At 66.1% G+C, this 26,363-nt stretch carries 28 protein-coding genes and 1 pseudogene; 6 read left to right on the top strand and 23 right to left on the bottom strand.

The genetic code is table 11. The features are described 5' to 3' along the window. Window positions 1-95: 95 nt before the first annotated feature. The 22 genes and pseudogenes from V6E02_RS00845 to V6E02_RS00740 form a co-directional block, all read right to left on the bottom strand. The gene (locus tag V6E02_RS00845) at window positions 96-1,175 is read right to left on the bottom strand and encodes a TDT family transporter (protein ID WP_347306213.1); all 1,080 of its coding nucleotides are present in this window, start codon (window positions 1,173-1,175) and stop codon (window positions 96-98) included. A 576-nt stretch (window positions 1,176-1,751) separates the two neighbouring features. Continuing rightward, complete coding sequence (locus V6E02_RS00840; RefSeq protein WP_347306211.1) at window positions 1,752-2,105, bottom strand: YqjK family protein; 354 nt, start codon at window positions 2,103-2,105, stop codon at window positions 1,752-1,754. Continuing rightward, on the bottom strand, window positions 2,083-2,490 hold the full coding sequence (locus V6E02_RS00835) for a phage holin family protein (protein ID WP_347306209.1): 408 nt from the start codon (window positions 2,488-2,490) through the stop codon (window positions 2,083-2,085). The genes V6E02_RS00840 and V6E02_RS00835 overlap by 23 nt, the downstream gene beginning before the upstream one ends. 6 nt (window positions 2,491-2,496) lie before the next feature. Next, window positions 2,497-2,808: an ElaB/YgaM/YqjD family protein gene (locus V6E02_RS00830; RefSeq protein WP_347306207.1), complete on the bottom strand. Its 312-nt coding sequence runs from the start codon at window positions 2,806-2,808 to the stop codon at window positions 2,497-2,499. Window positions 2,809-3,205: 397 nt separating this feature from the next. Then, entirely contained in the window at window positions 3,206-3,448 is a 243-nt protein-coding gene (locus tag V6E02_RS00825; RefSeq protein WP_347306205.1) for a DUF2789 domain-containing protein, read from the bottom strand. 12 nt (window positions 3,449-3,460) lie between these two features. Further along, on the bottom strand, window positions 3,461-4,006 hold the full coding sequence (locus V6E02_RS00820; protein WP_347306203.1) for a hypothetical protein: 546 nt from the start codon (window positions 4,004-4,006) through the stop codon (window positions 3,461-3,463). 84 nt (window positions 4,007-4,090) lie between these two features. Further along, the gene (locus V6E02_RS00815; RefSeq protein ID WP_347306202.1) at window positions 4,091-5,023 is read right to left on the bottom strand and encodes a cation diffusion facilitator family transporter; all 933 of its coding nucleotides are present in this window, start codon (window positions 5,021-5,023) and stop codon (window positions 4,091-4,093) included. Next, window positions 5,013-5,309: a thioredoxin domain-containing protein gene (locus V6E02_RS00810; protein WP_347306200.1), complete on the bottom strand. Its 297-nt coding sequence runs from the start codon at window positions 5,307-5,309 to the stop codon at window positions 5,013-5,015. Before V6E02_RS00810 ends, V6E02_RS00815 begins: the two co-directional genes overlap by 11 nt. Before the next feature lie 15 nt (window positions 5,310-5,324). Next, a pseudogene (locus V6E02_RS00805) lies at window positions 5,325-5,483 on the bottom strand (ABC transporter ATP-binding protein); the annotation flags it as partial. Further along, the gene (locus V6E02_RS00800; RefSeq protein WP_347306198.1) at window positions 5,416-5,589 is read right to left on the bottom strand and encodes a hypothetical protein; all 174 of its coding nucleotides are present in this window, start codon (window positions 5,587-5,589) and stop codon (window positions 5,416-5,418) included. The pseudogene V6E02_RS00805 and the gene V6E02_RS00800, both read right to left, overlap by 68 nt. Before the next feature lies 1 nt (window position 5,590). Beyond that, the gene (locus V6E02_RS00795) at window positions 5,591-6,784 is read right to left on the bottom strand and encodes an ABC transporter permease (protein ID WP_347306196.1); all 1,194 of its coding nucleotides are present in this window, start codon (window positions 6,782-6,784) and stop codon (window positions 5,591-5,593) included. Next, a complete protein-coding gene (locus tag V6E02_RS00790) occupies window positions 6,781-7,740 on the bottom strand; it encodes an efflux RND transporter periplasmic adaptor subunit (protein ID WP_347306194.1) in 960 nt (319 codons plus the stop codon). The genes V6E02_RS00795 and V6E02_RS00790 overlap by 4 nt, the downstream gene beginning before the upstream one ends. A gap of 39 nt (window positions 7,741-7,779) precedes the next feature. Further along, complete coding sequence (locus V6E02_RS00785; RefSeq protein ID WP_347306192.1) at window positions 7,780-9,582, bottom strand: N-acetylglutaminylglutamine amidotransferase; 1,803 nt, start codon at window positions 9,580-9,582, stop codon at window positions 7,780-7,782. Then, on the bottom strand, window positions 9,563-10,909 hold the full coding sequence (locus V6E02_RS00780; protein ID WP_347306190.1) for a hypothetical protein: 1,347 nt from the start codon (window positions 10,907-10,909) through the stop codon (window positions 9,563-9,565). Before V6E02_RS00780 ends, V6E02_RS00785 begins: the two co-directional genes overlap by 20 nt. Then, window positions 10,906-13,455 carry a cation-translocating P-type ATPase gene (locus V6E02_RS00775; RefSeq protein WP_347306188.1) on the bottom strand — a complete coding sequence of 850 codons (2,550 nt, stop codon included), beginning with the start codon at window positions 13,453-13,455 and terminating at the stop codon, window positions 10,906-10,908. The genes V6E02_RS00780 and V6E02_RS00775 overlap by 4 nt, the downstream gene beginning before the upstream one ends. Next, the gene (locus tag V6E02_RS00770) at window positions 13,448-13,714 is read right to left on the bottom strand and encodes a F0F1 ATP synthase subunit gamma (protein WP_347306186.1); all 267 of its coding nucleotides are present in this window, start codon (window positions 13,712-13,714) and stop codon (window positions 13,448-13,450) included. The genes V6E02_RS00775 and V6E02_RS00770 overlap by 8 nt, the downstream gene beginning before the upstream one ends. A 151-nt stretch (window positions 13,715-13,865) precedes the next feature. Next, window positions 13,866-14,171, bottom strand: a complete 306-nt coding sequence (locus V6E02_RS00765; RefSeq protein WP_347306185.1) for a hypothetical protein — start codon at window positions 14,169-14,171, stop codon at window positions 13,866-13,868. Between the two features lie 129 nt (window positions 14,172-14,300). Continuing rightward, window positions 14,301-14,591: a thioredoxin family protein gene (locus tag V6E02_RS00760; protein WP_347306183.1), complete on the bottom strand. Its 291-nt coding sequence runs from the start codon at window positions 14,589-14,591 to the stop codon at window positions 14,301-14,303. Window positions 14,592-14,609: 18 nt separating this feature from the next. Next, the gene (locus tag V6E02_RS00755) at window positions 14,610-14,900 is read right to left on the bottom strand and encodes a hypothetical protein (protein ID WP_347306182.1); all 291 of its coding nucleotides are present in this window, start codon (window positions 14,898-14,900) and stop codon (window positions 14,610-14,612) included. Between the two features lie 15 nt (window positions 14,901-14,915). Next, window positions 14,916-15,980, bottom strand: coding sequence for a permease (locus V6E02_RS00750; RefSeq protein WP_347306180.1), 1,065 nt, complete (start codon window positions 15,978-15,980; stop codon window positions 14,916-14,918). A 9-nt stretch (window positions 15,981-15,989) separates the two neighbouring features. Next, window positions 15,990-16,910: a sulfurtransferase gene (locus V6E02_RS00745; RefSeq protein WP_347306178.1), complete on the bottom strand. Its 921-nt coding sequence runs from the start codon at window positions 16,908-16,910 to the stop codon at window positions 15,990-15,992. Then, on the bottom strand, window positions 16,907-17,281 hold the full coding sequence (locus V6E02_RS00740) for an ArsR/SmtB family transcription factor (RefSeq protein WP_347306176.1): 375 nt from the start codon (window positions 17,279-17,281) through the stop codon (window positions 16,907-16,909). Before V6E02_RS00740 ends, V6E02_RS00745 begins: the two co-directional genes overlap by 4 nt. A 112-nt stretch (window positions 17,282-17,393) precedes the next feature. Between V6E02_RS00740 and V6E02_RS00735 the strand changes: the two genes are divergently transcribed. From V6E02_RS00735 to V6E02_RS00720, 4 genes are read left to right on the top strand one after another with little or no spacing between them, the layout of a single operon-like run. Next, on the top strand, window positions 17,394-18,704 hold the full coding sequence (locus V6E02_RS00735) for an arsenic transporter (protein ID WP_347307082.1): 1,311 nt from the start codon (window positions 17,394-17,396) through the stop codon (window positions 18,702-18,704). A gap of 36 nt (window positions 18,705-18,740) precedes the next feature. Further along, window positions 18,741-19,124 (top strand): fluoride efflux transporter CrcB, encoded by a 384-nt coding sequence (gene crcB / locus V6E02_RS00730; RefSeq protein WP_347306174.1) that lies wholly within the window; start codon window positions 18,741-18,743, stop codon window positions 19,122-19,124. Between the two features lie 4 nt (window positions 19,125-19,128). Further along, window positions 19,129-19,452: a DUF190 domain-containing protein gene (locus V6E02_RS00725; protein ID WP_347306172.1), complete on the top strand. Its 324-nt coding sequence runs from the start codon at window positions 19,129-19,131 to the stop codon at window positions 19,450-19,452. A 7-nt stretch (window positions 19,453-19,459) separates the two neighbouring features. After that, window positions 19,460-20,215, top strand: a complete 756-nt coding sequence (locus V6E02_RS00720; protein WP_347306170.1) for a sulfite exporter TauE/SafE family protein — start codon at window positions 19,460-19,462, stop codon at window positions 20,213-20,215. Here the strand turns inward: V6E02_RS00720 and V6E02_RS00715 are convergent. Next, window positions 20,205-21,701: an NAD(P)H-hydrate dehydratase gene (locus V6E02_RS00715; protein ID WP_347306168.1), complete on the bottom strand. Its 1,497-nt coding sequence runs from the start codon at window positions 21,699-21,701 to the stop codon at window positions 20,205-20,207. The genes V6E02_RS00720 and V6E02_RS00715 overlap by 11 nt on opposite strands. A gap of 88 nt (window positions 21,702-21,789) precedes the next feature. On the opposite strand from V6E02_RS00715, the gene V6E02_RS00710 reads away from it, so the two are divergent. Beyond that, window positions 21,790-21,996 carry a DUF3330 domain-containing protein gene (locus V6E02_RS00710; RefSeq protein ID WP_347306166.1) on the top strand — a complete coding sequence of 69 codons (207 nt, stop codon included), beginning with the start codon at window positions 21,790-21,792 and terminating at the stop codon, window positions 21,994-21,996. A gap of 69 nt (window positions 21,997-22,065) precedes the next feature. Then, on the top strand, window positions 22,066-26,025 hold the full coding sequence (gene purL / locus V6E02_RS00705; RefSeq protein ID WP_347306164.1) for a phosphoribosylformylglycinamidine synthase: 3,960 nt from the start codon (window positions 22,066-22,068) through the stop codon (window positions 26,023-26,025). The last annotated feature ends 338 nt before the right edge of the window (window positions 26,026-26,363 follow it).

Raw genomic sequence — 26,363 nt, 5'->3', positions numbered from 1 at the left:
GTGGGGACTCTTTGTCGCAGCCGTTGCATGGCTTTCGCCGCTGTGAGGCTGGAGGTCGGATCAGACCCGCTCACCAGACCAGCGCGGCGCGCCGCTCAAGGCGCCGCCGAGGGACTGGGCGCGGGCGGATCGAGGAAGAGCTTGCCGCTGACGACACCGCGTAGGCTGCCCAGGAAAGCCGCCGTCCACAGCACCAGCAGCACCAGGTAGGCCGCAAAGCCAATGGCCCATACGCTTTCCAACCCAAACAAGCTACCCAGGCGATGGCTGGCGGCGGCGTACGCACCGAGGGGAAAGGTGAAGGCCCACCAGGCGAGGGAGAAGGGCAACTCACCCCGTCGCCAGTAAGCGAGGGTGATCAAGAGTGCCATGGCGAACCACCACAGTCCGAAGCCCCATAGCATCAAGGCCAGTACCGGCAAGGTCTCGCGCGCACCCGGAAGTGGCAGTCCTTGCGCAAGAGCGATCAGATCCAGAGAGACGACCCCGATGGGGCCCAGGTTGATCCAGATCGTGGGCAGCAGCATGCCTGGCAGGCGTTTGGCCAGGACGAAGCGGTGCACGGTGAGCGCCATGAGCCCCAGCCACAGGAAGCTCCCCGCGCCCAGACTGGCGACGTTGGCGACCAGGATGAGTTCGCGCCAGCCCGCGGGTACCTGGGGCAGCAGTGCCTGGCCAGCCAGTGGCACCACGACCAGTCCCACGGGCGGAATGAACATACCCGGCGTGACGTGTTCCAGCTCCATCTGTTGCCCGTGGAATTGCAGCCAGAAGGCCGCGAAGCTAAACAGCACGCTAAAGATCACGCCCAGGCCCCAGAGGGTGGCGCTGAGCGCCAAGGGATGCCCGTAGAGCAGACACTCACCCGCCAGCACCAGGAGGGCGATGCCGAAAGTGGCGTAGAACTGGCCCATGATGGGATGGCGCAGCGCGGCGACTGCGGCCTGTCGCTCCATGAGCCAACGCAGTGTCCAAGGCACGAACAGGAGTACGAAAAGCACCAGGTTGAGACCATGCAACCAGGTGCCGACGCTGCGTAGCAAGGGATAGGTTTCCCCGTAATGGAAGCTGGTGATGGACACCACGCCGGTGCCCATGACGGCGGCGAACCACGACGGCGCGAAGTGACGCACCACGCGCCGGAAACCGCCGGGTGCGGAAGCTGGGACGTTCATGTTTTATTCGCTCCTGGACACACAAAAAACGCCGCCCGCTCCTGCGGGCGGACGCCTAAACGAAAACCACGATTATCGCGCAGCCCGCGGCGTCGTGGTAAGCAGATCCCAACCCTCACGCGGCCGCAGGCATCGTAGCGCGGATGCTGAGGGTGACGCTTTTCTCCTATAGAGGGCAACAGAAGTCGGTGACAGGCTCCGCCAGTGGTCTGTCATTGCGGCGTAAGGGGGAATTCAGCACAGTCCAGGCCATTTTCCTGGATCCCCACTTTCGCAGGGAAGACGCAAGTCTCACCGACTCCCATACCGTTCAATAGGCACGCGCCTCGGTGGCCTGCCTGGATCGACTCGCACGCTTCCTGGGGCTTGGTGGAAAGCCTTTTTTGATGTTCCGCCCGGCATCATCGAGGTCCAGCCCGGGTGTTGTGACTGAAGCGATCTGAAAACCTTGGGCTCGGGTGATGCCAGGACCCATGGAGGTCGAGATGACAGCGGCAAGCACGATGGGGGTTCTCATGGCGAACGTCTGGCGTGGTTGAACCGATCACCAAACCGTGCCGGCCGCTCGCCCTTTGGTTATGGAACAGAAGAATTGCGAGCATGGCCTTGGGCCAGGAGTGGGCCCAGCCATATACGGATGGGACGAAGCGCCTGCCACAGCCAGAACAGCCGGCCACCCCAGCGCCACAGGCGACGGGGGCGCAACGCGATCAGTACCGCAAGGGCCGCCGCGATCCAGGCGGGATGGCGGGTGGCGAACAGCCGTACCTGGCCGAAAACCGCGCTGCTCAGGGCGTGCATTCGATCCACACGCGCACACGCCTGGGCCAGAGGATGCGCGGCCTGGGCCAGGAGCTGCCGCTGTGTGCGGATGCGTTCCCGCAGCACGGCGCGGCGGGCCAAGAGTTCAGCTTCCTTGCGCGCGATCATGGCGGCTGGCAGCCTTCAGGTGCGCGAGATCCTCTTCCAGTTCGGCCAAGCTGTCGGCGAGCGGCAAAGTGGCATTTCGCCTACTCTGCACGAGAAGCCAAACACAGACAGCGGCGGCCAAAAGAAAGGCGATGCTGAGAGCCGCGAGGATGGCGATGCGATGGGCCTCGAACGATGCCACCACGAGCCATGCCCCGAACACGATGGCCAGCATCAAGAAGAAGAGGAACAGCTGGACCAGTACCAACTGGCGCAGCAGGCGCGCCTTTTCCACGGCGATTTCCGTGGAGAGGAGCTCGATGCGGGTTTTGCCCATGGCGACCAGGGTGGCCGCCAGGGCTTTCAGGGAGGCGAACAGTCCTTCACCTCCAGTGGGTTCCGACATGGGCGATCAACGGCGGCCGAGGATGAAACCCACGAGGAAGCCAATGCCGGCAGCGATGCCGACCGCCTTCCAAGGGTTCTCATGCACGTAGGCGTCGGTGGCTCGGGCTGCCGCCTTGGTCTTTTCGACCAGCACCGCTTCAGCTGCGGCCAGACGCGCGCGCGCGGCCTGCAGGCGCTCCTGCACTCGCGCACGCAACGAGGCGATCTTCTCCCCGGTTTGATCGGCGGTGGCTTTCAGCACTTCCTCCGCGTCACTGATCACGGCTTTCATGTCGGCGACGAGCTTTTCCTGGGCAGTGAGTTCTTCGGTTGCCATGGTGGGACCTTTCTTGACGAGTGGATTGAAAGAAATGCAAATCCAAAAATAGGGGCGCAGCGCGGATTTTCAACCCATATTGTGCATTATTGAGTAGGTTACATCTTTGTTGTGTCCTCCCCGCGAAAGCGCTGACCCAGGAAAATGGCCAAAATACTCTGGATTCCCGCTTTCGCGGGAATGACGTTCTCTGGGTTCCCGCTTTCGCGGGAATGACGTTTGACTTACGCAGCCTGTCAACGACTTTCGTAAAGCGCAATACGTTAGGACGCGGGACGAAGCCGCCCGCACCCGCGCAGGCGCGGGTGGCATGTTGAAGGATCACTGATGAAGATCGTATGTAGGGCAGTTCTTTGGGCACGGGGGGGTCTAATGGATGATCTGGGTTCAAGCCCCGTTAGGCGGGATGTTCACGCAGGGCCGCATTGAGTTCATCTACCACTTCTGCCCAGTCGCTGTCGGCCTCGATGGCTTCGCGCAAAAAGGCCGCTTGGGCAGGCGTCCAGAAGGGCGCATCGGCTAGGGCGATTTCGTGGGGCAGGGGCGCGTGATGGGCGATGAACTGCTGAATGGAGTCCGAATCGCTGGGCAGACCCAGTTGCTCGAACAATTCATGAAACGGGTGAAAGCCGTGTTCCATCGCTGCATGTCCTCAGGGGCTGGGTGAATCCGGGCCCGCGGCGAACAGGCGCGCGCGCAGCCGTTCGCGTTCCGCGGGCGTGGGCAGCGCCGCTTGGTCGTCGCGGGGCGTCGCGTCCCAGTCGACCCGGCCTTCGCGGTCGAAGGCGAGGAAGCCGTAGTGTTCGTTGACCACGCTGTCCGGCTCGGTGCCTTTCAGCCGCACATACCATTCGGCCAGACGCAGGGTCTGGCCGGCGAACTCCGGCGCGCTGGCCGCGCCGCGCACCAGGGCCACGTACAGGCCATGGGGTAGCGGGTGCACCTGCCCCTGCGGGTCCAGCAGAAAGACGTAGGAGGCGTGGCGGGGCGAGGGCGGCGGCAGCGCATCGCGGCGCCGGCGGTATTCGGTCTGGCGCGCTTCCAGCAGCGTCAGCACCTCGTCGTAGGCTTCCCGCGCCGCTTCGTTCTGGGCCTCGTCGCGGCGCAGGGTCAGGTCCTCGTGCAGTTCCGCCATGACGTCGAGCGCGCCTTCGAGCTGGGCGCGGGCGAGGGGGACGGACTGGGGCGTGTCGCTCATGCTGCTTCTCCTTGGGCGCGGACGATCCGGCCGGTGAGTTCGGTGCCCGGTGCGACAGTGTTGAATACGGTCATGGGGGCGTTTTCAGTCGTGTGCGTGATCGTGTTCATGGTCATGGTCATGGCCGCGCCCGGGTGGTGCGCGCCAGCGAACGATGCGTACCATGGGTTCCGGCTGCAGGGTGGCGTGGTGGATGTCGAAGCGCTCGGCCAGCAGGGCGTGGCTGGCGTCGAGCACGCTTTCCCACTGGCCGATGTCGCGCACCACCAGATGCGCCGACAGCAGGGGCTCATCCGCCTTGACCGCCCAGATGTGCAAGTCGTGCACCGAGGCCACGCCTGGCACGCCGGCCAGTGCTCGGCCCACCGCTTCCGGATCGATGTTGAAGGGCGCGCCCTCCATCAGGCCGTGCAGCGATTCGCGCAGCAGGCGCAGGCTGGAGACGAGGATGAGCGCGCCGATGGCGAAGGTCAGCAGCGGGTCGATGGGCGTCCAGCCAGTGAAGAAGATGATGAGGCCCGAGAGCAGCGCCGCCACCGAGCCGAGCAGATCGCCCATTACATGCAGCAGGGCGGCGCGGGTGTTGAGGTTCTTCTCGCCACGCGTCAGCAGCCAGGCCACCAGCAGGTTGATGGCCAGACCGATGGCGGCGGTGATGGAGACGGCCTCGCCCTGCACGGCCTGGGGTTGCTGCAGGCGCTCGACGGCGGACACCGTGAGCCAGCCCACCAGCACCAGCAGGCCGATGCTGTTGACCAGCGCGGCGATGAATTCGGCACGGCCGAGGCCGTAGCTGTGGCGCAGCGAGGTCGGCCGCCGCGCGAGCCAGGCCGCGCCCGCCGCCAGGGCCAGGGCCGCCGCGTCGTTGACCATGTGGCCGGCGTCCGCCACCAGGGCCAGCGACCCGGCCCACAGGCCGACGCCGGCTTCCACGCCGGCAAAACCCAGGGTGAGCAGCGTCGCCAGAATGAGGGTGGTGCCGGCACCGGTATGGGCGTGGCTATGGTCATGGCTCATGATCTTGTTTCCCAGTGTGAAAGGTCTGGCGCAGCCAGGCTTCGATTTCCTCGGTGCGCGGCAGGCCGTTGAGGACGACCCGCCCGTCCCGCAACACGGCAGGCGTCCGGGCGAAAGGGATGCCCAGCGCCTCGGCATTCTTGCGGATATCCAGGTCCAGCGCCAGTCCCAGCCCGGCGGCGGCGCAGTGCAGGCGCTTTTCCAGGCGCAACAGGGGCTCGCCGCTGCCGACCAGGGTCAGCGCGATGCGCGGGGCGCCGGGGGGCGGCGGGACGCATGCAGTCATGGTTGATGCACGCCTTTACGCAATTGCCCGTCCTTCACTTGCCTCTTCCACAGTGCGTCCGTCGCGGATGTGGTAGATGCGCTTGAAGGTGGGGATGATTTTCTCGTCATGGGTGACGACAATGGTGGCGGTCTGATACTGCGTTGCCATCTGGTCGAGGATACGCATCCTCGCCGGGGGCGACCTGCATGTTCACCTCCTTGAGCGCATCGACGGCGGTGTCGCCCTTGCCGTAGCGCTTGCTCAAGCCTTCGATGCGGATGCCGACGCCCTTGTCCATGTCAACCTCCGATCGCGGTGGCCGGGTCGACCTTGAGCGCCGCCTGAATCGCCAGGGTGCTGGCCAGCATGCACACCCCCATGACGATGACGAAGCCGCGCACCGCGTCCTCGGGCAGCAGCAGCACGTATTTCGGGAAGGCTGGCCCCCACAGGGTGGCGGCGATCTTGCCGACGACGAAGCCGATCAAGCCCAGCCCCAGTGCCTGCTGCAGGATCATGCTGGCGATGGTGCGGTTATGGGTGCCGATCAGCTTCAGCACGGCGATCTCGCGGATCTTGCCCAGCGTCATGGTGTAGATGATGAAGGCGACGATGGCCGCGCTGACCACTGTCAGAATCACCAGGAACATGCCGATCTGTTTGGAGGCGGTGGCGATCAGCTTGGCGATCAGGATGTTCTCCATCTGCGCGCGGGTGTAGGCCTGCAGGTGCTTCCAGCGGCGGATGTCCTGCGCCACCGCCTCCGGCGAATGGCCCTCGGCCACCCGCACCAGCACCGCATTGACGGTGTGGTTGCTGGTCTGCGAGGCGTCGATCGCGTCCAAGAGGCCGGGCACGCCGGGGCGGTTGAGGGCGGGATTGGCGACGGTTCGGGCGCGCTGGTTGACGATGGCGTCGTTGTCCTTGAGGAACTGCGCCTCCTGGGCATCCTTCAACGGGATGAACACCATCGGGTCGCCGCCGGAGGACACCATGCGCCGCGTGAGTCCCACCACGTCGTAGTCGTGGCGGCGGATACGGATTCGGTCGCCGACATGGAAACCCGTCATCCCATCGGCCACCGCCTTGTAATGGCCGCGGGTGATGCGCCGGCCCGCCACCAGGTAATCGGGCTCCCCCGGTTGGCCCGGCACGAAGCCCACCACCATGGCGCGCACGTCACTGTTGCCCCGGCGCACCTGCATGGTGAGATAGGTGACGTTGGCGGCCTGCGCGACGCCGGGCGTGCCGAGGATGCCGCGATAGACGTCGTCGGGAAGGCTGGACGACTCGGCGTAGGGCCCGAGCGTATCCTTCTGCACCACCCAAAGGTCGGCGCCGCTGTTAGTGAGCAGCACGCGGGCATCGTCCACCATGCCCCGGTAGACGCCCGCCATGGTGAAGGTGACGCCGATCAGCAGGCCCAGCCCCAGCCCGGTGAGCACGAACTTGCCCCAGGAATGGAGGATGTCGCGGCCGGCCAGGCTGATCATTGCGCGGCTCCGGCCAAGGCATCCACCACCTTGATGCGGCTGCCTTCCTGCAGGGAGCGTTCGCTGTAGACCACGACCTCGTCGCCGGCCTTCAGCCCGTCGACGATCTGCACCTTGCCGTCCAGCCCTTCGGCGCCCACTTTCACCGGCACGAAGCGCAGCCTGCCGTCGGCGCGCAGCCAGACGCCGGCTTGGGCGCCGCGATGGCGCAGCGCGGCATTGGGCACCACCAGCGCATCGGCCACCGCGGGCAGATGCAGCGTCACGTCCGCCATCTCGTTGCTGCTCACGCCGTGCGGCAGGCTGTCGAACGCCACTTGGGCGATGCGCTCCTCGGTCACGCTGTCGCTGATCGGTTCGACCCGCGCCACCTTGCCCGACAGCGGCGTGCCTGCATGGGCGCGCAGGGCGATCTCCGCCGGCAGGCCGACCTTGAGGCCCGCGGCGCGTGCCTGGTCGATCCGCACCGTCACCCAGAGGCTGGCGGGATCCTCCAGCTTGAGCACCGACTGCCCGGCGATCACCGTGGTGCCGGGCTCGGCATCGCGCGCGGTCACCACGCCATCGACCGGGGCCAGCAAACGGATATTGCTGCGCTGCTGCTGCACCCCGGCGCGTTCGGCCTGCAGCCGGGCCAGGTCTTCCCGTGCGCTGGCCAGCGCCGATTGCGCGGCAGCCACCTGGGCATCGGCCGACTGCCGCAGCTGCAGCTTGGCGTCCACCACGCTCTGGCTGACGAAATTCTGTTTGCCCAGATCGATGTAGCGGCGGGCCTCGTCCGTGCCGATGCCGAACAGCGCCGGCCGCACCTCGCCCCGGGCGACCTGGACTACCGTCACCTTGATCGGCGCGAACGGGCCGCTATGGGTCGCGAGCCAGGCAAAGGCGGCGAGCAGGGCGACGCCGAGGATGACCAGCCAGAGCTGGCGGGGCAGGGCAAAGCGGTTGTTCATCATTTTTCCAGAATAGTCATTTGCGGCGCGTTGAACCGTTTTCTATTGTTTGGGCGGGGCATGGCCTGCTTCGTCGACATTGACCTGCAGCCACCACTCCAGCAGTGCCAGATGCCAGAGCTTGCTGCCCTGAATGCGGGTGAAGTGGGCTTCTGGTTCGGCCAACAGCTTTTCCACATAGGCCCGCTGGTACAGGCCGCGGCGCAGACAGGCCTGCGAGGTCAGGATGCCGCGCATGCGTTCCAGAAACTCGCCGCGCACGTATTTCAGCGCCGGCACCGGAAAATAGCCCTTGGGCCGGTCGATCACCGCGTCCGGCACCAAGCCCCGGGCGATGGCCTTGAGCGGGTATTTGCCGCCTTCCCGCAGTTTGAGTTCCGGCGGCATTTTCGCCGCCAGCTCCACCAGTTCGTGGTCCAGAAAAGGCACGCGCACTTCCAGCCCCCAGGCCATGGGCATGTTGTCCACTCTTTTCACCGGGTCGTCCACGATGAGCGTGGTGATGTCGAAGCGCCATACCTGATCGAGAAAGGTATCGGCACCGGGCCGCGCCAATTCGCGCTCCACCAGTTCGGCGGTCACGTCCGGCACATGCCAGGCGGGAGCGATCATCTCCAGGTATTCGGCGTGATCCCGGTCGAAATAATGGCGACGGAAGCGCTCCAGGGGCGTGCCCGATTCGGCCTCCATGCGCGGATACCAGAAGTAGCCGCCGAACACCTCGTCCGCCCCCTGTCCCGCCAGCACTACTTTTACCTGTTGCGAGACCTTTTCGCTCAGGAGATAGAAGGCGATGACGTCGTGGCTCACCATGGGCTCGGTCATCCAGGCCACGGCCTCGGGCAGTCGTTCGAGGACCTCCGAATTGGGGATGCGGTATTGATGATGGCGGGTGCGGAAATGCTCCGCCATCAAGTCCGAATACGCGAATTCGTCGGCCTTTTCGACGTCTGCGTCCAAGTCCTCGAACCCCACGGAAAAGGTGCGCAGATCCGCCACGTGATCGGCCAGCAGGGCCACCAGCAGGCTGGAATCGAGCCCCCCGGAGAGCAGCACGCCAACCGGCACGTCCGCCGCTCGGCGATGCCGCTCCACGGCGCGGGCAAGCACGCCACGGGTGGCGTCGAGCCACTCCGCTTCGGTAAGCACCTGAGCCGGGCGGGTCGCGTCCAAATGCCAGTAGGTGCGCTGGGTTACCTGTCCCGTGGCGCTCCAGGTCAGGGTCGTGGCGGGCGCGAGCTTTTTCACGCCGTTGAGAATGGTGCGCGGTGCCGGCACCACGGTGTGCAGGGTGAAATGGTGGTGCAGCGCGACGGGGTCGATGGTGGTGTCCACCCCGCCGCCGGCCAGCAGCGCCTGCACGCTGGAAGCGAAACGCAGCCGCGCCGTGTCCAGGCTGTAATACAGGGGCTTGATGCCGAAGCGGTCGCGGGCGAGAAACAGGCTGCCATGGCGCAGGTCGTGGATGGCGAAGGCGAACATGCCGTAGAAGCGTTCCACGCAATGTTCGCCCCAGGCGTGATAGGCCTTCAGGATCACTTCGGTGTCGCCTTCGGAGAAAAAGCAGTAGCCCAGTTCCATCAACTCGGCGCGCAGTTCGCGGTAGTTGTAGATCGTGCCGTTGAACACCAGGGCCAGCCGCAGCGCCTTGTCCACCATGGGTTGGTGGGCGTGGGAAGAGAGGTCGATGATGGCGAGCCGGCGATGCCCGAAGGCCACCGGCCCGTCCTGGAAATAGCCCTGATCGTCGGGACCGCGCCGCGCCAGCGCTTCCGTCATGCGCCGCACGGCGGCTGCGTCGGGAGCCGTGCCATCCAAGCGCAATTCACCACAAATTCCACACATTGCTTGCTCCTCGGCTAAGTTTCGCGGGGGTTTCCGGCGCCACGAACACCGGCGCAAAGCCGCCGCCCGGCGTGCGGAAGTTGGTGGTCTGGCCGGCATAGAGCCGCGCCGCGAGCAGTTGCACCTGGCCTGCATAGACGTAGGCGCGCACGTCGACCTTGAGGTCGGCGGTGTGCCCGTCCACCTGCGTCAGGCGCTCGCTGGGCGGGGCGATGGTCTGGGCCACGTAGTCGCCGGCGAGAATTGCCTGCCATACCCGGCGCGTGAGCTTGTCGCCGCGATAGGCCGCTTTGCTGCCGTAGCCCGACGCCGGCTTGAAGAATAGGCCGCGGCGCTGCGCCCACAGGCGCTCGGCGTCATCCAGCGTGACCGCTTCCGTGCGCGGCACGCCGGCCTGCAGGACTTCGATCGCCGGGGACGGCGCGCCCATCCGCGCGAGCGCTTGGGCATCGCTCAGCAGGATCAGGTTGCGCTTGTCGGCATACAGGGCGTGGGCGCGCGGATGCGGTGTCAACACCACGGCGCCCGCCTCGTAGGCCTGGCGCAATTGGGCGTGGCGGGCTTCGTCGAGATAGAAGTCGGTGAGCCGGTTGTAGATGAGGTCGATGGCTTTGCCGTCGTGCCACAGGCGACCGTCGCGCCAGGCGAGGTCACCCGGGTCGGCGATCACCGCCGTGATCCCGGCGCGCGCGAACAGCCGCTCGAACAGCTTGAACTCGGGATAGAGATACTGCCCCGCCGGGTCGTCGTCGACGATGGCGATGCGGGCGAGCGGCGCCTCGCCGCGCTGGCGGCGCCACTCCTCCCGGAACATGGCGAGGAAAGTCTCTTCCAGCCGCGCGAGATCGGCGGAAGGCTGGAATGCCCATTCCATCTCCCGGCAGCAGGCCGCCTGGGCGCGCGCCAGCACCGCATTGAGCAGCGCGCCGCCGGCATTGGTGTTGATCTCGATGAGTTGCGGACCCTGTGCACCGAGGTGGAAATCGAAGCCCATGAACACGCCGCGCGGGCCGTGGTGGAGGCGCGCGATGGCCGGCGCGCGGGCAAGCACCGCCTCCTGGTAGGCGGGCAAGGCCACCACCGTCTCCACGGCCGAGACGATGGCCGCCATGGCCCGGTACTGCTGCGGTGAAATGAATACCGTGGTGGCGGAAAAAAGCGTGGGGCGGCTTGCTGCGATGTCGTCGTACAAACCCGCGAGCGACGGTTCCGCCTCCAGCTGCTGGCGCAGGCGCTGCGGATCGAGGGTGCGGCAGGCGCAGCCGCGGTTGAGGCTTTCCGCGCTGACCGGCAGCGGCAGCGTGGCGTGAGGGAGTTGCGAATTCATGGCGTGGGCTTTCGATGGAAAAATTTCAGCAGACCGAACCACGCCACGCTGGCCAGCCCGAGGCCGAAGGCGACCGCCAGTTCGCCCGGCGGCAGGGGGGCGAAGCGGAACACGCCGGCCAAGAAGGGCTGATACAGCGCGAGGGCGAGCAAGCCGAGGGTCGCGCCCGTCACGATCCACAGGATGGGGTTGGGCGCGGCGAGCGACGCCAGCGCGGCGCTGGCGCGCGAGCGGTTGGAGAATATCAGGGCCAGGTTGGCCACGACCAGCGTGGTGAAGCCGAAGGCGCGGGCAGCGGGCTCGGCGAGCCGGTGATCGGCCCAGGCGTAGGCACCGAGCGTCACCGCCAGCACGCCGAGGCCCTGCAGCAGCGCCCGCCACAGCGTGGCGCCGCCGAACAGCAGCGCCTGGGGATCGCGCGGCGGCCGCTGCATGAGATCCGCCTCCGCCGGCTCGTTCTCGAAGGCGAGCGAGCAGGCCGGATCGATGATGAGTTCGAGAAAGGCGATGTGCATGGGAAACAGCATGGCGGGCAGACCCAGCAGCACCGGCAGCAGCGCCATGCCGGCGATCGGCACATGCACCGCCAGGATGTAGGACATGGACTTCTGCATGTTGTCGAAGATGCGCCGCCCCAGCCGCACGGCATTCACGATGGAGGCGAAGTTGTCGTCCAGCAGCACCAGCGCCGCTGCCTCGCGCGCGACGTCGGTGCCGCGGCCGCCCATGGCGATGCCGACGTGGGCGGCCTTGAGCGCCGGGGCGTCGTTGACGCCGTCGCCGGTCATGGCGGTGATCTCGCCGTTGGCCTTCAGCGCCCGCACGATGGCGAGTTTCTGTTCCGGCGCGATGCGGGCACACACGCGCGCGGTCTTCATGCGCGCCTGCAGTTCGGCCTCGCTCATCGTCGCCAGTTCGTCGCCGGACAGGATCTCGTCGGCAGGCAGTCCCGCCTGCCGCGCGATGGCGCGCGCCGTGGCCGGATAATCGCCGGTGATCATCACCACCCGGATGCCGGCTTCATGGCACTGGCGCACGGCCGCGGGGATCTCCGGGCGCAGCGGGTCGGCCAAGCCCAGCAGGCCGACGAACTCGAAATCGAAATCATGTTCGACGGCGGGGAAAGCCTTGCCTTCGAATTGCGCCCGCGCCACCCCCAGCACGCGCAGGCCGTCGGCGGCCATGGCCTCGGCGGCGGCGGAAATGTCTGCGGCTGCGGCGGTATCGACGTGGCACAGATCGACGATGGCCTCCGGCGCGCCCTTGACCGCGACCACGAATATCGCGCTGTCCACCGCCCGCCACACATGCGCCATGGTGCGCAACGCGGGATTCAGTCCATAGTCGTGCACCAGCGTCCAATCGCGGTGCAGGTGCTCGGTATCGGCGAGAAAGTGCTGGCCGAGGCGGAGAAACGCCTTGTCCATGGGATCAAAGGGATCGGTCTCGCTGGCGAGTATCGAATACTCCACCAGCGCATGAAAGGCTTCCGGCAGTTCGACCGCCGCCGGGTCATTCATCGCCAAGCTTTCACCGTTGACCCACAGCCGCGCCACCGTCATGCGGTTTTCGGTGAGCGTGCCGGTCTTGTCCACGCACAGCACCGACGTGGCGCCCAGGGTTTCGATGGCGGCGACGCGCCGGGTCAGCACCTTTTCTTTCGCGAGCCGCCATGCACCGAGCGCGGGAAACACCGTGAGCACGACCGGGTATTCCTCCGGCAGCATGGCCATGGCCAAGGCGATGCCAGCCAAGAGCGCCTGTAACCAGTCGCCGCGCAGCAGGCCGTGGGCCAGCACCAGCAGCAGGCTCATGCCCAGCGCCAGCAAGGCGAGTGTGCGGATCAATTGCGCGGTCTGCTTTTGCAGCGGCGAACGTTCCGTCTCCAGTGTGCCCAGCGCGGTGCCGATGCGGCCGATCTCGCTCTTCGGGCCCGTCGCGGTCACCCGCGCCGTTCCTTGGCCTGCGACGACCAGGGTGCCGGAATAGAGGAAGGGTGTGGCGTCGCCCCCGGGCCGCGCCGGCGCTGGTTCGCCGGCCGCAGGGGATTTGGCGACCGGCACGGCCTCGCCGGTGAGGAGGGACTCGTCCACCATGAGGCCGCTGCCCTCGATCAAGACGGCGTCGGCCGGGACACGGTCGCCCTCGCTCAAGACCACCAGGTCGCCGCGCACCACCTCGCGCCCAGGAATCCGCAGCCGTTCGCCGTCGCGGATCACCAGCGCACGCGGACTGGTGAGGTCGCGCAGGGCCTCGATGGCGCGTTCGGTCTTGCCTTCCTGATAGAGCGTGAGGGCAAGCGTGACCAGCACGAAGCCGAACAGGATCAGCCCTTCCTGCAACGCGCCGAAAACGAGATAGAGCGTGCCGGCGGCGAAGAGCAGCAGGAACATGGGTTCCCTGGCCGTCTCGACAATGATGTTCACCCAGGTGCGGCGTTGCCCGCCGGGCAGGACGTTGGGGCCGTCGGCGGCAAGCCGGCGCGCGGCCTCGGCGTGGTCCAAGCCGGTTCGGGTGGGGACCGCATTCACGGGCGCGTCAGCCATGATCGAGAAGGGCCTGCTGGCTGGAGAGAATGACCTCGATTTCCTCCACGATCTTTTCCTGCCGCAGGGCATTGCGCTTCAGGGCGAGGCGCGCGAGGGTCTCATCGAGGCGGTCCAGGGCCTGCTCCCTATGCGCCAGGCGTTGGCGGCTCTCGGCGGCAAGCGATTCGTAGAGCAGGCCATAGAGGACGGCCAGCAGGTACTGGTCGAGCAGTTCAGCGAAGCAGGCGGGCGTCGCGGCCGCCTCCAGGGGTCGCATGGAGGCTTTGCTGTTCAGGGTAATGTCGGTGGTTCCTGTTTCGGCAAGGTCCCGGTCAGCGTGTTGCGGAAGGCCAGGACGGCCCTCGCGTCCGCTGCCTCGGGAACGTGCCCGAGGCCGCTGCCTGCAATAGGAAAGACGGGGTCTCGCCTTATTTGAAGAATCCGCGCGCCTTCATCCGGTCGCAGGCGTTGTAGCGGGGGGCGTTGAGGGTCACGCCCTTCTCCTTGGCGCGCGCTTCCATGGCCTTGTGGTGTTCTTCCTGAATCGCCTTGCATTCGTCGTAGGTCTTGGCGGCGAGCATTTTCTTCTGATGCTCGGCCCGCTCCTCCGCCGACATCAGGGTCCAGCCCGGCGTGTTGGTTTGATTGAAACGATAGCGGGGACCCTGGGCCAGGGCGGAAGTGGACAGCACGATGGCAGCCAGCGCGGCCGCGAGGACGAGTCTGCGTTGCATGATGAACTCCTTTTGAAAGGAAACGAGGGGAAGGTCTTGCGTGTCAGGCCGTCCCCTCCTCGAACGGGCGGCCTTTCCCAGTATAGACGGGCTTGGCTGCTGCAAGATCGGGCCGGACCGCACTTCGGCTCAGCCGCACTTGCCGCCGCTGCAGCAGCCGCCGGCGCCGGTAGCGGCGGTGGTCGTACCGGCGAGCCAGGCGTCGATCTTGTCTTTGGCGGGCACGCCGCCGGCGTGCACCACCTTGCCGTCGATCACCACGCCCGGGGTGGACATGACCCCGTATTTCATGATCTCGGCGATGTCTTCCACTTTCTCCAGCTGGACTGCCACACCCTTGGCGCGGGCGGCGTCTTCGATGAGCTTGAGCGTGGTCTTGCAGTTGGCACAGCCGGTGCCCAGTACCTTGATGTTCATCATTGCATTGTCTCCTCGGGTTCAGCAGCAGGATGCGCCGGATTTCGTGGGGGTGCAGCAGGCGGCGGCAGGCTCGGGTGCGGCTGGTGCGGCGCCGGCATAGGCTTCGTCGAAGCGGGCGTCGAGCATCTGTGCCGCTTCATCGCGGATGTGGCGCGCGATCTCGATCACCAGGTCGATCTGCTCCTTGGCCACGCCATAGGACTTGAGCTTGTCCACCTGGCACAGGCCCTGTTTCGGATGGTTGGCGGCGATGTTTGCCGCGAGCGACACCAGGGCGACGATGGAAGGATGCAGGGTGACTTCACTCATGGGGGTCTCCTTGGATCACAGAATGGCGTTGAACACGTAGCCCACCAGCAGGATGCCGGCCGACACCACACCCACGAAGGCGAGGATGAGGGGCAGCTTGAGCACCTTGCGCAGGATGAGCACTTCCGGCAGCGACAGGGCGATCACGCTCATCATGAAGGCGAGTGTGGTGCCCAGCGCCGCGCCCTTGCCGATCAGGGCTTCGACGATGGGCAGCACGCCGGCCGCGTTGGTGTACATGGGCACGCCGATGGCCACCGCCGCCGGCAGGGACCACCAGGGCGCATCCTTGCCCATGATGGAGGCCATGAAGTCTTCCGGCACATAGCCATGGATGCCGGCGCCGACGGCGATGCCGATGAGGACATAGGGCCAGACCTTGCCGACGATCTCTTTCACGTGATGCAGTCCGGCGCGGAAGCGATCGACCCAGCCCAGGGTCTCGCCGGTGGTGGCGGCGGCTTCGCCCATGTGGATGGCACGCACCCAGTCCTGCAGGTGGCGTTCCATTTTCAGTTCGCCGATGATGAGCCCCGCGACGATGGCTACCAGCAGGCCTAGGCCCAGGTACAGCGCCGCCACCTTCCAGCCGAACAGGCCGAACAGCAGGGCGAGCGCCACCTCGTTCACCATGGGGGCCGAAATCAGGAAGGAGAACGTCACGCCCAGCGGCACGCCGGCGGAGAGAAAGCCGATGAACAGCGGCACCGCCGAGCAGGAGCAGAATGGCGTGACGATGCCGAGGCTCGCCGCCAGCACATTCCCGATGCCGAGCTTCCGGCCGGACAGCAGCGCGCGCGTGCGCTCCGGCGCGAAGAAGGTCTGGATGATGCCCATGAGGAACACGATGCCTGCGAGCAGCAGCAGCACCTTGGGGGTGTCGTAGAAAAAGAAATGCACCGCCTCGCCCAGGTGGGTGCTGCGCGAGAGGCCGAGGGCGCCGACGACGAAATCGGCGAATTCGGTCAGATGGGTATAGGCCAGCAGCCAGAGTGCGGCCGCGACCGCGATGGCGGCAATCCAGGCGCCCAGGCCCAGGGGCTGGGGTGCTTTGGCTGTGGTGGTGTCAGCCGTGTTCATGGGCAATCCTCAAAGTGAAAAGTCGGCATCATAGGGCTGCTCGCCTTCGACCACCGGCAGGGTCATGGCCCGGTCCCAAATGCTCCAGCCGCCGTTGAGCACGCGCACGTCCTGGTAGCCCAGGGACTTCAGCTGCAGCCAGCCGAGGCTCATGCGGAAGCCGTCGTGGCAGTACAGATAGACGGTCTTGTCGCGGGGCACGTCCTTGTAGAGGGCGGCGAGCTGCTCCTCGGACAGCCATTTCTGGGTTTGCGCATCGGTGCCATCCAGGCTTACCACGTTGATGGCGCCCGGAATGTGGCCCGGCTGGATCGCGTGGCGTACCACCTTGCCGGTGTACATGTCGTGGGGGCGGGCATCCACCAGCACGATGTTCGGGTCGCGCCGCGACAGCACGTCGTCATAGACCTGCGGCCATTCCACGAACAGGCGCCGGTCCGCGGGTTTGAGGGTGACGGTGCCGCGCTTGCGCGGTAACGTCGGCTTCTGGGTCAATTCGTTGAAGGCCGTCCATTCCACGGTGCCGCCGTCGAGGATCTTTACCCGGCTCATGTCGTAGCCGTAGAGCGCGAGCAGAAAGTAAAGCCGAGCGGCGAGCGCCGTGCGCGAGTCGTCGTAGAGCACGATCAGCGAGTCGTTGTCGATGCCCCAGCCGCGCAGCGTGGCCTGGAATTTGTCCCGGCTCGGAAACAGCATGATGGAGCGCCCCGCGTTATCGCCCAGGTCCTTGAAGCGCTGCACCTGGATGGCTCCTGGAATGTGGCCCACGGTGAAGTAGCGGTGGGGGTGGTAGCGCACCTCCAGCACCACCAGCTTGGGGTTTTTCATCTGGCCGGCGAGCCAGTCCGCATCCACGAGGAAGGAACGGTCGGCGAAGGCGGCCGGGGCGATCGCCAGCAGGGCGGCGAACAGCAGGATCAGGCGTTTCATGCTTTGACTCCAGGTTTCGTCTTGAGGGGAGGCAGTACGGCCTCGGAACAGGGCGAGGCCGCTCGCAGGCTGGCGCACTCGCCGGGCTGGTGGGCGCAGCATTCCTCGGTGAGGTAGGCGATGAGTTCCAGCATCAGGGGAATGTTGGCGCGGTAGCGCATGAAGCGGCCTTCCTGCACCGGGGTCACCAGCCCCGCCTGGGCCAGCGCCTTGAGATGGAAGGACAGGTTGCTGGGGGCAAGCCCCAGGGTGCCGGCGATTTCGCCCGCCACCAGTCCCGCCGAGCCGTGCTTCACCAGCAGGCGATAGACGCTCAGGCGGGGGCCGGAGGCGAGGGACTCGAGAAGTTCGACGGCTGCTTGGTTATCCACGATTCAATACTACAATAACCGTTGAAATGATGTCAAGGGGACCGCCGCCTGCACTTGGCGCCGCCGCAGGCGTCGGGTAGATTGGCGGCCCGTCCACTCAGGGAGCGTCGCGATCCTCGCCCTCGGCATTTTTCTGCTCACCCTCGCGCTGGTGGTCTGGCAGCCCAGGGGCCTGCCCGTGGGCTGGACGGCAGCGGGCGGTGCACTGGTCGCCCTTGCGTTGGGCGTGGTGCATCCCCGGGACGTGCCGGCCGTCTGGCACATCGTCTGGGATGCCACCTTTACCCTGATCGGGCTCATCGTCATCTCGCTGGTGCTGGATGGGGCCGGCTTCTTCGAATGGGCGGCCTTGCGCGTGGCGCGCTGGGCGGGCGGGCGCGGGCCCTGGCTGTTCGTGCTGCTGGTGCTGCTGGGGGCGGCTACAGCGGCCTTCCTCGCCAACGACGGGGCGGTGCTGATCCTCACGCCGCTGGTGCTGGAGATGCTGCACGCCCTGCGCTTCCCGCCGCGGGCCATGCTGGCGTTTCTAGTCGCTATCGGCTTCGTGTCGGATGCGACGAGCCTGCCGTTCAAGATTTCCAATCTCACCAACATCATCGTCGCCAATTATTTCGGCATTTCCTTCGTCGATTACGCGGCGGTGATGGGGGTGGTGAATCTCGTTGCGCTGGCGGCCAGCCTGGCGGTGCTGTGGTGGCTGTTCAGAAAGGACGTCCCGTGCCGCTTCGACACGCACAGCCTGCCCGCGCCTAGCACCGCCATTCGCGATCCCTTCGTGTTTTACGTGGGCTGGGGAGTGTTGCCGTGCCTGCTCGCCGGCTACCTCGCCTCGCATGCCCTGGGCCTGGCCACTTCGGTGGTCACCGGCATCGGTGCGCTGGTGCTGGTGCTGGCGGCGGCCCGCGAGCACTTTTTGCAGCGCCAGCCGAAGGCGGTCATTCCGGTCATGACGCTGCTGCGGGAAGCGCCCTGGCAGGTGGTGATTTTTTCTCTGGGCATGTATCTGGTGGTGTTCGGCCTGCGCAACCAGGGACTCACCCGCGAGATCGCCCAGGGACTGGAATGGCTCGCGGGCTGGGGGTTGACCACCGCCACTCTGGGCGCGGGACTGCTGTTCGGCCTCATGTCGGCCGTCATGAACAATCTCCCCACGGTGATGGTGGGCAGCCTGGCCATCCATGATGCGGGCGTGAGCGGAACCCTGCGCGAGGCGATGATCTATGCCAATGTCGTCGGCTCCAACATCGGCCCCAAGATGACGCCCATCGGCAGCCTCGCCACGCTGCTGTGGCTGCACGTGCTGGCCCAGCGCGGTGTCAAGATCGGCTGGCTGGAATATCTGCGTCTGGGCGTGCTCATCACGCTACCGGTGTTGGTATTCAGCTTGGTGGCCCTCGCCGCCTGGCTTGCCTTCATCCGCTGAGGACGGGGTATCCTTGCGTTTTTCCGGAGGCGATTCATGAATATCTACGCCCTGCTTGCGGTGGCGGCGGGGGCCGTGTTGGGAGCCTGGCTACGCTGGGGGCTTGCCATCTGGCTCAATCCCTTCTTCCCCACGCTGCCCTTAGGCACCTTGGCCGTCAATCTCATGGGGGGCTATCTCGTGGGCTTGGCGGTTGCGTTTTTCGGGCACCACGCCGGCCTGGCGCCGGAATGGCGGTTGTTCGTGGTCACCGGCTTCCTGGGCGCGCTTACCACGTTTTCCACTTTTTCCGCAGAGGTGGTGACGCTCCTCTTGCGGGAGCAGTTCGCCTGGGCGGTTGCCGCCGCGACGGTTCATCTCTTGGGTTCCTTGGGCCTCACCGTGCTCGGCATCTGGACGTTCAAACTAATCAGGGGGTGATCCCATGGCCGATGTGTTTCTCAAGATCTACACCGAAGAAAACCAGCGTCACCGGGGCCGACTGCTCTATGAATGGCTGCTGGAACAGGCCCATGCGTTGGGCATTCCAGGCGGCTCCGCCTTTCGTGCCATCGCCGGTTATGGGCGGCATGGCGTGATGCATGAGGAAACCTTCTTCGAGCTCGCGGGCGATCTGCCGGTGGAGGTGGGCTTCGTCACCTCGGAGGCGGATGCCGAGCGCCTGTTGGCACGTATCGGCGAGGAAGGACTGAGCCTGTTCTACGCCAAGTTGCCGGCCCAACACGGGGTAACCGGCCAGCCCGGCTGAAGGGCCCATGGATTCGTTGGGCCAGCTGATCCTATTCCTCGCCTCTTTCGTCGCCAACTGGTTTTCCGCCCTCTCAGGCGGCGGGGCGGGGCTGATCCAGTTTCCCATGCTGATCTTTCTCGGACTGCCCTTCGGCATCGCGCTCGCCACGCACAAGGTGGCCAGCGTCGCCCTCGGCCTCGGTGCGACGCTGCGCCATCTCCGAGAGAGTACTCTGGAGCGGCGCTTTTCCCTACTCATCCTGGGCGCGGGGTTGCCGGGTGTGGTGCTGGGCGCCTACACCATCTTGCGGCTGCCGGAGCGCTGGGCCACGGTGGCGCTGGGCGTACTCACCATGGGCTTAGGTCTCTATTCCGTGTTCAGACCTCGGCTCGGGCTGGAACATGCGCCACGCAACCGGGAAGGCAAGGCGCTCGCGGTCGGCCTGCTGGGGCTTTTTGGCATTGGTGTGTTGAACGGTTCCATTACCTCCGGCACGGGACTGTTCCTCACCCTGTGGCTGGTGCGCTGGTTTGGGCTGGACTACAAGCGCGCGGTGGCCTATACGCTGGTGCTGTGCGGCGTGTTCTGGAACGGCACCGGCGCCCTCGTGCTGGGCTGGATAGGCCGCATCGCCTGGGACTGGATGCCGGCCTTGCTGGCTGGCTCCCTATTGGGGGGCTACGCCGGCGCTCATTTTGCCCTGAAGAAGGGCAATGTCTGGATCAAGCGCGCGTTCGAGGCCGTGACCATCCTCATCGGCGCGCGCCTCATCATCGGCTGAGGCCATACACCCATTCGTTGAGCAGGTCGCGCGCCGCGCCGATCACCTCGGAAGCGGTCATTCCCACCGGGCCGATGCCCCGTTCCCGCAAGCGGTCGGCAGCGGCGCCATGCAGATAGACGCCAAGGAGCAGTGCGTCGCGGGGGGACAGCCCTTGTGCGAGCAGGGCGCCCAAGATGCCGGCCAGCACGTCGCCAGTGCCGGGGCTGGCCAAGCCCGGGTTCCCGCTCGCATTGATGAACCAGGTGGCATTGGGCATGGCGCAGACGGTGCCCACGCCTTTCAGTGCCACGAAGGCGTTAAAGCGCACTGCGATCAGGCTCGCGATTTCCACCCGCTGGCACAGCACGTCGCCGATGCTCGCCCCCACGAGGCGGGCGGCTTCCGCAGGATGGGGCGTCATCAGCGTGGGCGCCTTGCGTTGCGCGATGCGCGCCTTCAGGGCATCGCTGGCAGCGATCAGATTGAGGGCATCGGCGTCCAATACCAGCGGCGCATCGGCCGCCAGCACGTGTTGCAAATAGCCGACGGCCGCCGCCGAGCGGCCTAGACCGGGGCCTGCCACCAGCACGTTGAGATGGGGCGCGTCCAGCAGATGGCCCGCCGGGCGCAGCATCAGCTCCGGCTGCAGGGGATCCACGGCGGGTGCATCGTCATCGAGCAACCCGAGATAGACACGACCGGCGCCGACGTGAAGCGCGGCGCGTCCCGCCAGCAGCGCCGCGCCGGTCATGCCGGCCGCCCCGCCGAGAATGCCCACCGAGCCGAACAGCCCCTTGTGGCTGTTGAGCGGGCGGGGTGGTAAAAGGCCACGCACCAGGTGCTCATCGAGGAGCCAGCCGGACGCCGGATGATACATGGGCGCCAGCACGTCCAACGTGCGCAGATGCAGTTGGCCGCAGTGGTCTGGACCATTCGCCGTGAGCAAACCTGGCTTGAGGGCAAGAAAGGTGACAGTGTGCTGGGCGCGGATGGCGACACCGTGGCTGCAGCCCGTATCCGCGTCGAGGCCGCTGGGCACGTCCAGTGCCAGGATGGGCACGGCGAGCGCGTTCACACGCTGCACCCAGTCCGCATAGGGGGCGTCCAAGGGGCGGGTAAGCCCAATGCCGAACAGGCCGTCGATCACCAGGCCCCAGTCGCGCTTCTCCGGCAGATCCGGTTGGCAGGATCCCCCGACGGCACGCCAGGCCGCCAGCGCCGTGGCTGCATCCGGTGGCAGACGGGCCTCGTCCGCACGGGAGACGACCTCCACCCGATAGAACCATTGCTTGAGCCAGCGCGCCGCCACCAGGGCATCGCCACCATTGTTGCCGGGACCGGCCAAAACCAGGATGGGGCGTGGGTCCGTGGCGAGGGTGCGGGCCAGTTCCGCGCACGCCAAGCCGGCGCGCTCCATCAGGCTGGGAGAATCAGGGCCGATGGGCACGGCGCGTTCGATTTCGCGGATACCGGCGGCAGGATAGATAGGCAGGGGATGGGACATTCGCGCAGGATAGCGGTCTAAACTCGGTGAGAGGACTGCCGCAATATAGCATGGGGATGAATGTCGCTAGCTGCGCAAGGAGGCGACCATGGCAAGCGAGAAAGTGAATCCGGGGGGTGCGCCCATCGTCAACTGCGAGCAGACTGAAGCCTGCGAGATCGTGTCCTGCGCCACGTGTCTGGCCGAAATTCCGGCCGATGTGGCGCTCACCGCGGAAGGTCCGGACTACGTCCAGTATTTCTGTGGCCTGGACTGCGTGGCACGTTGGAAGGAAAAGCTCGACACGCGGCAATGACGACGCCCGCCGCGCCCGGTGTGGAACGGTTTCGGGTAAAATTCCGGTTTCCCCTGCGAAATCCGGAACATGTCCCAGATCATCCAGCTGCGCGGACGCAGCGCCCTGTCCCCTCTCCGTCTCGACAAACTCAGCCAAACCCTCACCACCCTGGTGCCCTCGATCACCGGGGTGCACGCCGAGTTTTGGCACTTTGCCGCCATCAGCCGCCCCTTGACGCCCGAGGAGCGTAGCCGTCTCGAGCGGCTGCTCAGCTATGGCCCGGCAGGCGAGGCGGGGGATGCGCGGGGCGATCTCATTCTGGTGGTGCCGCGCATCGGCACGATTTCGCCCTGGTCTTCCAAGGCCACGGACATTGCGCGCCGTTGCGGCCTTGATGCGGTGGAGCGCATCGAGCGGGGCGTGGCCTGGTATCTGCGCAAGCCTGGCTGGGCGCCGCTGGAGGCGGCAGAGCGGCGCGCCCTGTTTCCCCTGATCCACGATCGCATGACCGAGACCGTGCTCACCGAGCTCGATCGCGTGAGCGAATTGTTTGCCCACCATAGTCCCCGGCCATTGGCGACGGTGGACATCCTCACCGGCGGCCGCGCGGCGCTGGTGGCGGCGAATCGGGAAATGGGGCTCGCGCTTTCCCCAGAGGAGATCGACTATCTGGTGGAGAATTTCACGCGCCTTGCGCGCAATCCCACCGACGTCGAGCTCATGATGTTTGCGCAGGCCAACTCCGAGCACTGCCGGCACAAGATCTTCAACGCCGAATGGGTCATCGATGGACATAGGCAGGGTAAAAGCCTGTTCGCCATGATCCGCCACACGCACGAGCGGCACCCGCAAGGCACGCTGGTGGCCTATTCCGATAATGCCGCTGTCATGGAAGGGGCGCCGGTGGCGCGTTTCTACCCTGATCCGAGCACCGGCCGCTACCGGTTCCACGACGAGCTCACCCATATCCTGATGAAGGTGGAGACCCACAACCATCCCACGGCGATCTCCCCCTTCCCCGGGGCGGCCACGGGCGCGGGGGGCGAGATCCGCGACGAGGGCGCCACCGGCAGGGGCGCCAAGCCCAAGGCCGGGCTCACCGGTTTTTCCGTGTCTAACCTGGCGATTCCAGGCTTCGAGCAGCCCTGGGAAGCCAAGCCCTACGGCCGGCCCGAGCGTATTGCTTCGGCGCTGTCGATCATGCTGGAGGGGCCTATCGGGGCGGCGGCTTTCAACAACGAGTTTGGGCGTCCCACTCTGGCGGGTTATTTCCGCACCTATGAACAATGGGTGGCCGGCGAGATGCGTGGTTATCACAAGCCCATCATGCTCGCCGGGGGCATCGGCAACATTTCGGCCGCACACGTCGCTAAGCACGAGGTGGCGCCGGGGGCGCTGCTCATTCAGCTGGGCGGGCCGGGGCTTTTGATCGGCCTGGGGGGCGGGGCGGCCTCCAGCATGAATACTGGCGCCAACGCCGAGAACCTGGATTTCGATTCCGTGCAGCGGGGTAATCCTGAGATGCAGCGCCGTGCCCAGGAGGTGATCGACCGCTGCTGGCAATTGGGCGAGGCCAATCCCATCCTCTCTATCCACGACGTGGGGGCGGGCGGTCTGTCCAACGCCCTGCCCGAGCTGGTGCATGCGAGCCACCACGGCGCGCGGCTCGATCTGCGCGCGATTCCCATCGAGGAACCCGGCATGTCACCCATGCAGATCTGGTGCAACGAGGCCCAGGAGCGCTACGTGCTCGCCATCCGTCCGGAGCGCCTCGATCTGTTCCGGGCGATCTGCGAACGGGAGCGCTGTCCGTTTGCCGTTCTCGGCACGGCGACCGCCGAGCCTCATCTGCGCGTGGAGGATCCCCATTTCGGCAACTTGCCGGTGGACGTGGATCTCGACGTCATTCTGGGTAAGCCGCCACGAATGACGCGGGAAGTGACCCATCTGGAACGCAAGCTGCCGGCGCTGGACTTCTCCCCCATGCGTCTTGCGGAGGCCGTGGAACGGGTCTTGCGTCTACCCAGCGTAGCGGCCAAGACTTTCCTCATCACAATCGGCGACCGTACCGTGGGCGGGCTCACTGCGCGCGACCAGATGGTGGGGCCGTGGCAGGTGCCGGTGGCGGATTGCGCCGTCACGCTGATGGGCTACGACACCTATCTGGGCGAAGCCTTTGCCCTCGGTGAGCGCACGCCGCTTGCCTTGATCGACGCGCCCGCCTCCGGGCGCATGGCGGTGGGGGAAGTGATCACCAATCTGGCCGCTGCACCCATCGCCGAATTGTCGGACATCAAGCTATCTGCCAACTGGATGGCGCCCGCCGGGCATCCGGGCGAGGACGCCGCATTATTCGACACGGTGCGTGCGGTGGGCATGGAGCTCTGTCCCGCGCTGGGCCTTGCCATTCCGGTGGGCAAGGATTCTCTCTCCATGAAAACCGTCTGGGAAGAAAATGGCCAGCGCAAGGAAGTCACGGCGCCGGTGTCTCTGATCGTGTCGGGCTTTGCGCCGGTGTACGACGCCCGACGGACTCTCACGCCCCAGTTGCGCAGCGATTGCGGTGAGACCGATCTGATCCTCATCGATCTGGGCGCGGGACGCGGCCGCTTGGGAGGCTCCGCCCTCGCCCAGGTCTATGGCCAGCTGGGCGACCGCTGCCCCGACGTGGTGAACCCCGACAAGCTCAAGGCCTTCTTCGAAACCGTGCAGTCCCTCAACCGCGCCGGCAAGCTCCTCGCCTATCACGACCGCTCCGACGGCGGTCTGTGGGCGACCCTATGCGAGATGGCCTTCGCCGGCCATACCGGTATCACGGTGGAGCTGGACGAGCTCTGCTTCGATCAGATCCGCGTGGGTGTGGAACGGCGCGGCGAACCGGAACCGGAGCTGCCGCCGGGTGTTGATTCGCCCCACATCTATCCGGTGCTCTTCAATGAGGAGCTGGGAGCGGTGCTGCAGGTGCGACGCGCCGACACCCCCGCGGTGCTCGACGCCTTTTTTGCCGCTGGACTTCGCAGCGAACTGCACGTGATCGGTACCCTGAACCGGGATGACACCATTCGTCTGCTGCGCAACGGGGCGGAAATCTATGCCGCCCCGCGCGCGCACCTGCAGCGCATCTGGGCCGAGACCAGCTTCCACATGCAACGCTTGCGCGACAACCCGCTGTGCGCCCAGCAGGAGTTCGACGGGCTGCTCAAGACCGACGATCCGGGCCTCAATGTCAAGCTCACCTTCGATCCGGCCGAGGACATTGCCGCTCCCTTCATCGCCACCGGTGCTCGCCCGCGTGTGGCCATCCTCCGCGAGCAAGGCGTGAATGGCCAGGTGGAGATGGCCGCCGCCTTCCACCGCGCCGGCTTCGAGTCGGTGGATGTGCACATGAGCGACATCATCTGCGGGCGCGCGTCCCTCAAGGACTTCGCCGGCTTCGTCGCCTGCGGCGGCTTCTCCTACGGCGACGTGTTGGGGGCAGGCGAGGGCTGGGCCAAGTCCATTTTGTTCAATGCCCGCGCCCGCGACGAATTCGAGGCCTTCTTTCGGCGGGAAGACTCCTTCGCCTTGGGGGTGTGCAATGGCTGCCAGATGATGAGCAACTTGCACGAGAGCATCCCCGGGGCGGAGAACTGGCCGCATTTCGTGCGCAACAAATCGGAACAGTTCGAGGCCCGCTTCGTGCTGGTGGAAGTGACGGACAGCCCATCCATCTTCTTGCGCGACATGGCAGGCAGCCGGCTACCCATCGTGGTGGCCCACGGCGAGGGTTACGCGGAATTCGCCAGCCCCGAGCAGCGCGCCCGCGCCTGTGTAGCGCTACGCTATGTGGACCATCATGGGCGGCCCACGGAAACCTATCCCATGAATCCCAATGGCTCGCCGGAAGGCATCACCGGCCTCACCACACCGGATGGGCGCTTCACCATCATGATGCCCCATCCCGAGCGCCTGTTCCGCACCGTGCAACATTCCTGGCATTCGCCGGAATGGGGCGAGGACGGCCCGTGGTTGCGCATGTTCCGCAACGCGCGCCGCTGGCTGGGGTGAAACGGGCGCGTTGAACGCGCTGCGTGTCAGGTTACGCTTTCCTGGAGTTGTTGCACAGCTTCGTCCGTGAGCCTCGCTTCTTTGCTCACCAGGCGCGCGATGGCGCGTGGGTTGACATTGTCCCGTTGTGCAAGCGTCTTGATTTCCTGGTGGACCCGTGGCTGAGGCGGGAGATTGACACCCTTGGCGAGCAGGGCTCGATTGCTTGACCTGGGAGGGAAGAGTGGGGTGAATGCCTAGGCTATCGGCATCCCATTGGGCGTTCGCGAGGATTGTTGGCGGCGATTTCCCGTCCTTTAGTGCCCCGCCGCGCCGACGAAAAAACCGCGCCGGCGCAT

The organism is Thiobacter sp. AK1 (genome assembly GCF_039822265.1).
Lineage (GTDB): Bacteria > Pseudomonadota > Gammaproteobacteria > Burkholderiales > Thiobacteraceae > Thiobacter > Thiobacter aerophilum.
The sequence above is the reverse complement of the archived record's forward strand: the minus strand, read 5'-3'. Positions and strand labels throughout refer to the sequence as shown.

Excerpts from the sequence above, each read along its gene's own strand:
- V6E02_RS00830 (WP_347306207.1), bottom strand. The coding sequence starts at position 2,808 with ATGGCAACCGAAGAACTCACTGCCCAGGAAAAGCTCGTCGCCGACATG.
- V6E02_RS00795 (WP_347306196.1), bottom strand. The coding sequence starts at position 6,784 with ATGATCAGCCTGGCCGGCCGCGACATCCTCCATTCCTGGGGCAAGTTC.
- V6E02_RS00745 (WP_347306178.1), bottom strand. The coding sequence starts at position 16,910 with ATGAAACGCCTGATCCTGCTGTTCGCCGCCCTGCTGGCGATCGCCCCG.
- V6E02_RS00710 (WP_347306166.1), top strand. The coding sequence starts at position 21,790 with ATGGCAAGCGAGAAAGTGAATCCGGGGGGTGCGCCCATCGTCAACTGC.
- V6E02_RS00750 (WP_347306180.1), bottom strand. The coding sequence starts at position 15,980 with ATGAACACGGCTGACACCACCACAGCCAAAGCACCCCAGCCCCTGGGC.
- V6E02_RS00720 (WP_347306170.1), top strand. The coding sequence starts at position 19,460 with ATGGATTCGTTGGGCCAGCTGATCCTATTCCTCGCCTCTTTCGTCGCC.
- V6E02_RS00725 (WP_347306172.1), top strand. The coding sequence starts at position 19,129 with ATGGCCGATGTGTTTCTCAAGATCTACACCGAAGAAAACCAGCGTCAC.
- V6E02_RS00820 (WP_347306203.1), bottom strand. The coding sequence starts at position 4,006 with ATGAGCGACACGCCCCAGTCCGTCCCCCTCGCCCGCGCCCAGCTCGAA.
- V6E02_RS00785 (WP_347306192.1), bottom strand. The coding sequence starts at position 9,582 with ATGTGTGGAATTTGTGGTGAATTGCGCTTGGATGGCACGGCTCCCGAC.
- V6E02_RS00755 (WP_347306182.1), bottom strand. The coding sequence starts at position 14,900 with ATGAGTGAAGTCACCCTGCATCCTTCCATCGTCGCCCTGGTGTCGCTC.
- V6E02_RS00760 (WP_347306183.1), bottom strand. The coding sequence starts at position 14,591 with ATGATGAACATCAAGGTACTGGGCACCGGCTGTGCCAACTGCAAGACC.
- V6E02_RS00800 (WP_347306198.1), bottom strand. The coding sequence starts at position 5,589 with ATGGACAAGGGCGTCGGCATCCGCATCGAAGGCTTGAGCAAGCGCTAC.
- V6E02_RS00780 (WP_347306190.1), bottom strand. The coding sequence starts at position 10,909 with ATGAATTCGCAACTCCCTCACGCCACGCTGCCGCTGCCGGTCAGCGCG.
- crcB (WP_347306174.1), top strand. The coding sequence starts at position 18,741 with ATGAATATCTACGCCCTGCTTGCGGTGGCGGCGGGGGCCGTGTTGGGA.
- V6E02_RS00825 (WP_347306205.1), bottom strand. The coding sequence starts at position 3,448 with ATGGAACACGGCTTTCACCCGTTTCATGAATTGTTCGAGCAACTGGGT.
- V6E02_RS00815 (WP_347306202.1), bottom strand. The coding sequence starts at position 5,023 with ATGAGCCATGACCATAGCCACGCCCATACCGGTGCCGGCACCACCCTC.
- V6E02_RS00775 (WP_347306188.1), bottom strand. The coding sequence starts at position 13,455 with ATGGCTGACGCGCCCGTGAATGCGGTCCCCACCCGAACCGGCTTGGAC.
- V6E02_RS00770 (WP_347306186.1), bottom strand. The coding sequence starts at position 13,714 with ATGCGACCCCTGGAGGCGGCCGCGACGCCCGCCTGCTTCGCTGAACTG.
- V6E02_RS00715 (WP_347306168.1), bottom strand. The coding sequence starts at position 21,701 with ATGTCCCATCCCCTGCCTATCTATCCTGCCGCCGGTATCCGCGAAATC.
- V6E02_RS00840 (WP_347306211.1), bottom strand. The coding sequence starts at position 2,105 with ATGATCGCGCGCAAGGAAGCTGAACTCTTGGCCCGCCGCGCCGTGCTG.
- V6E02_RS00790 (WP_347306194.1), bottom strand. The coding sequence starts at position 7,740 with ATGATGAACAACCGCTTTGCCCTGCCCCGCCAGCTCTGGCTGGTCATC.
- V6E02_RS00765 (WP_347306185.1), bottom strand. The coding sequence starts at position 14,171 with ATGCAACGCAGACTCGTCCTCGCGGCCGCGCTGGCTGCCATCGTGCTG.
- V6E02_RS00835 (WP_347306209.1), bottom strand. The coding sequence starts at position 2,490 with ATGTCGGAACCCACTGGAGGTGAAGGACTGTTCGCCTCCCTGAAAGCC.
- V6E02_RS00845 (WP_347306213.1), bottom strand. The coding sequence starts at position 1,175 with ATGAACGTCCCAGCTTCCGCACCCGGCGGTTTCCGGCGCGTGGTGCGT.
- purL (WP_347306164.1), top strand. The coding sequence starts at position 22,066 with ATGTCCCAGATCATCCAGCTGCGCGGACGCAGCGCCCTGTCCCCTCTC.
- V6E02_RS00810 (WP_347306200.1), bottom strand. The coding sequence starts at position 5,309 with ATGACTGCATGCGTCCCGCCGCCCCCCGGCGCCCCGCGCATCGCGCTG.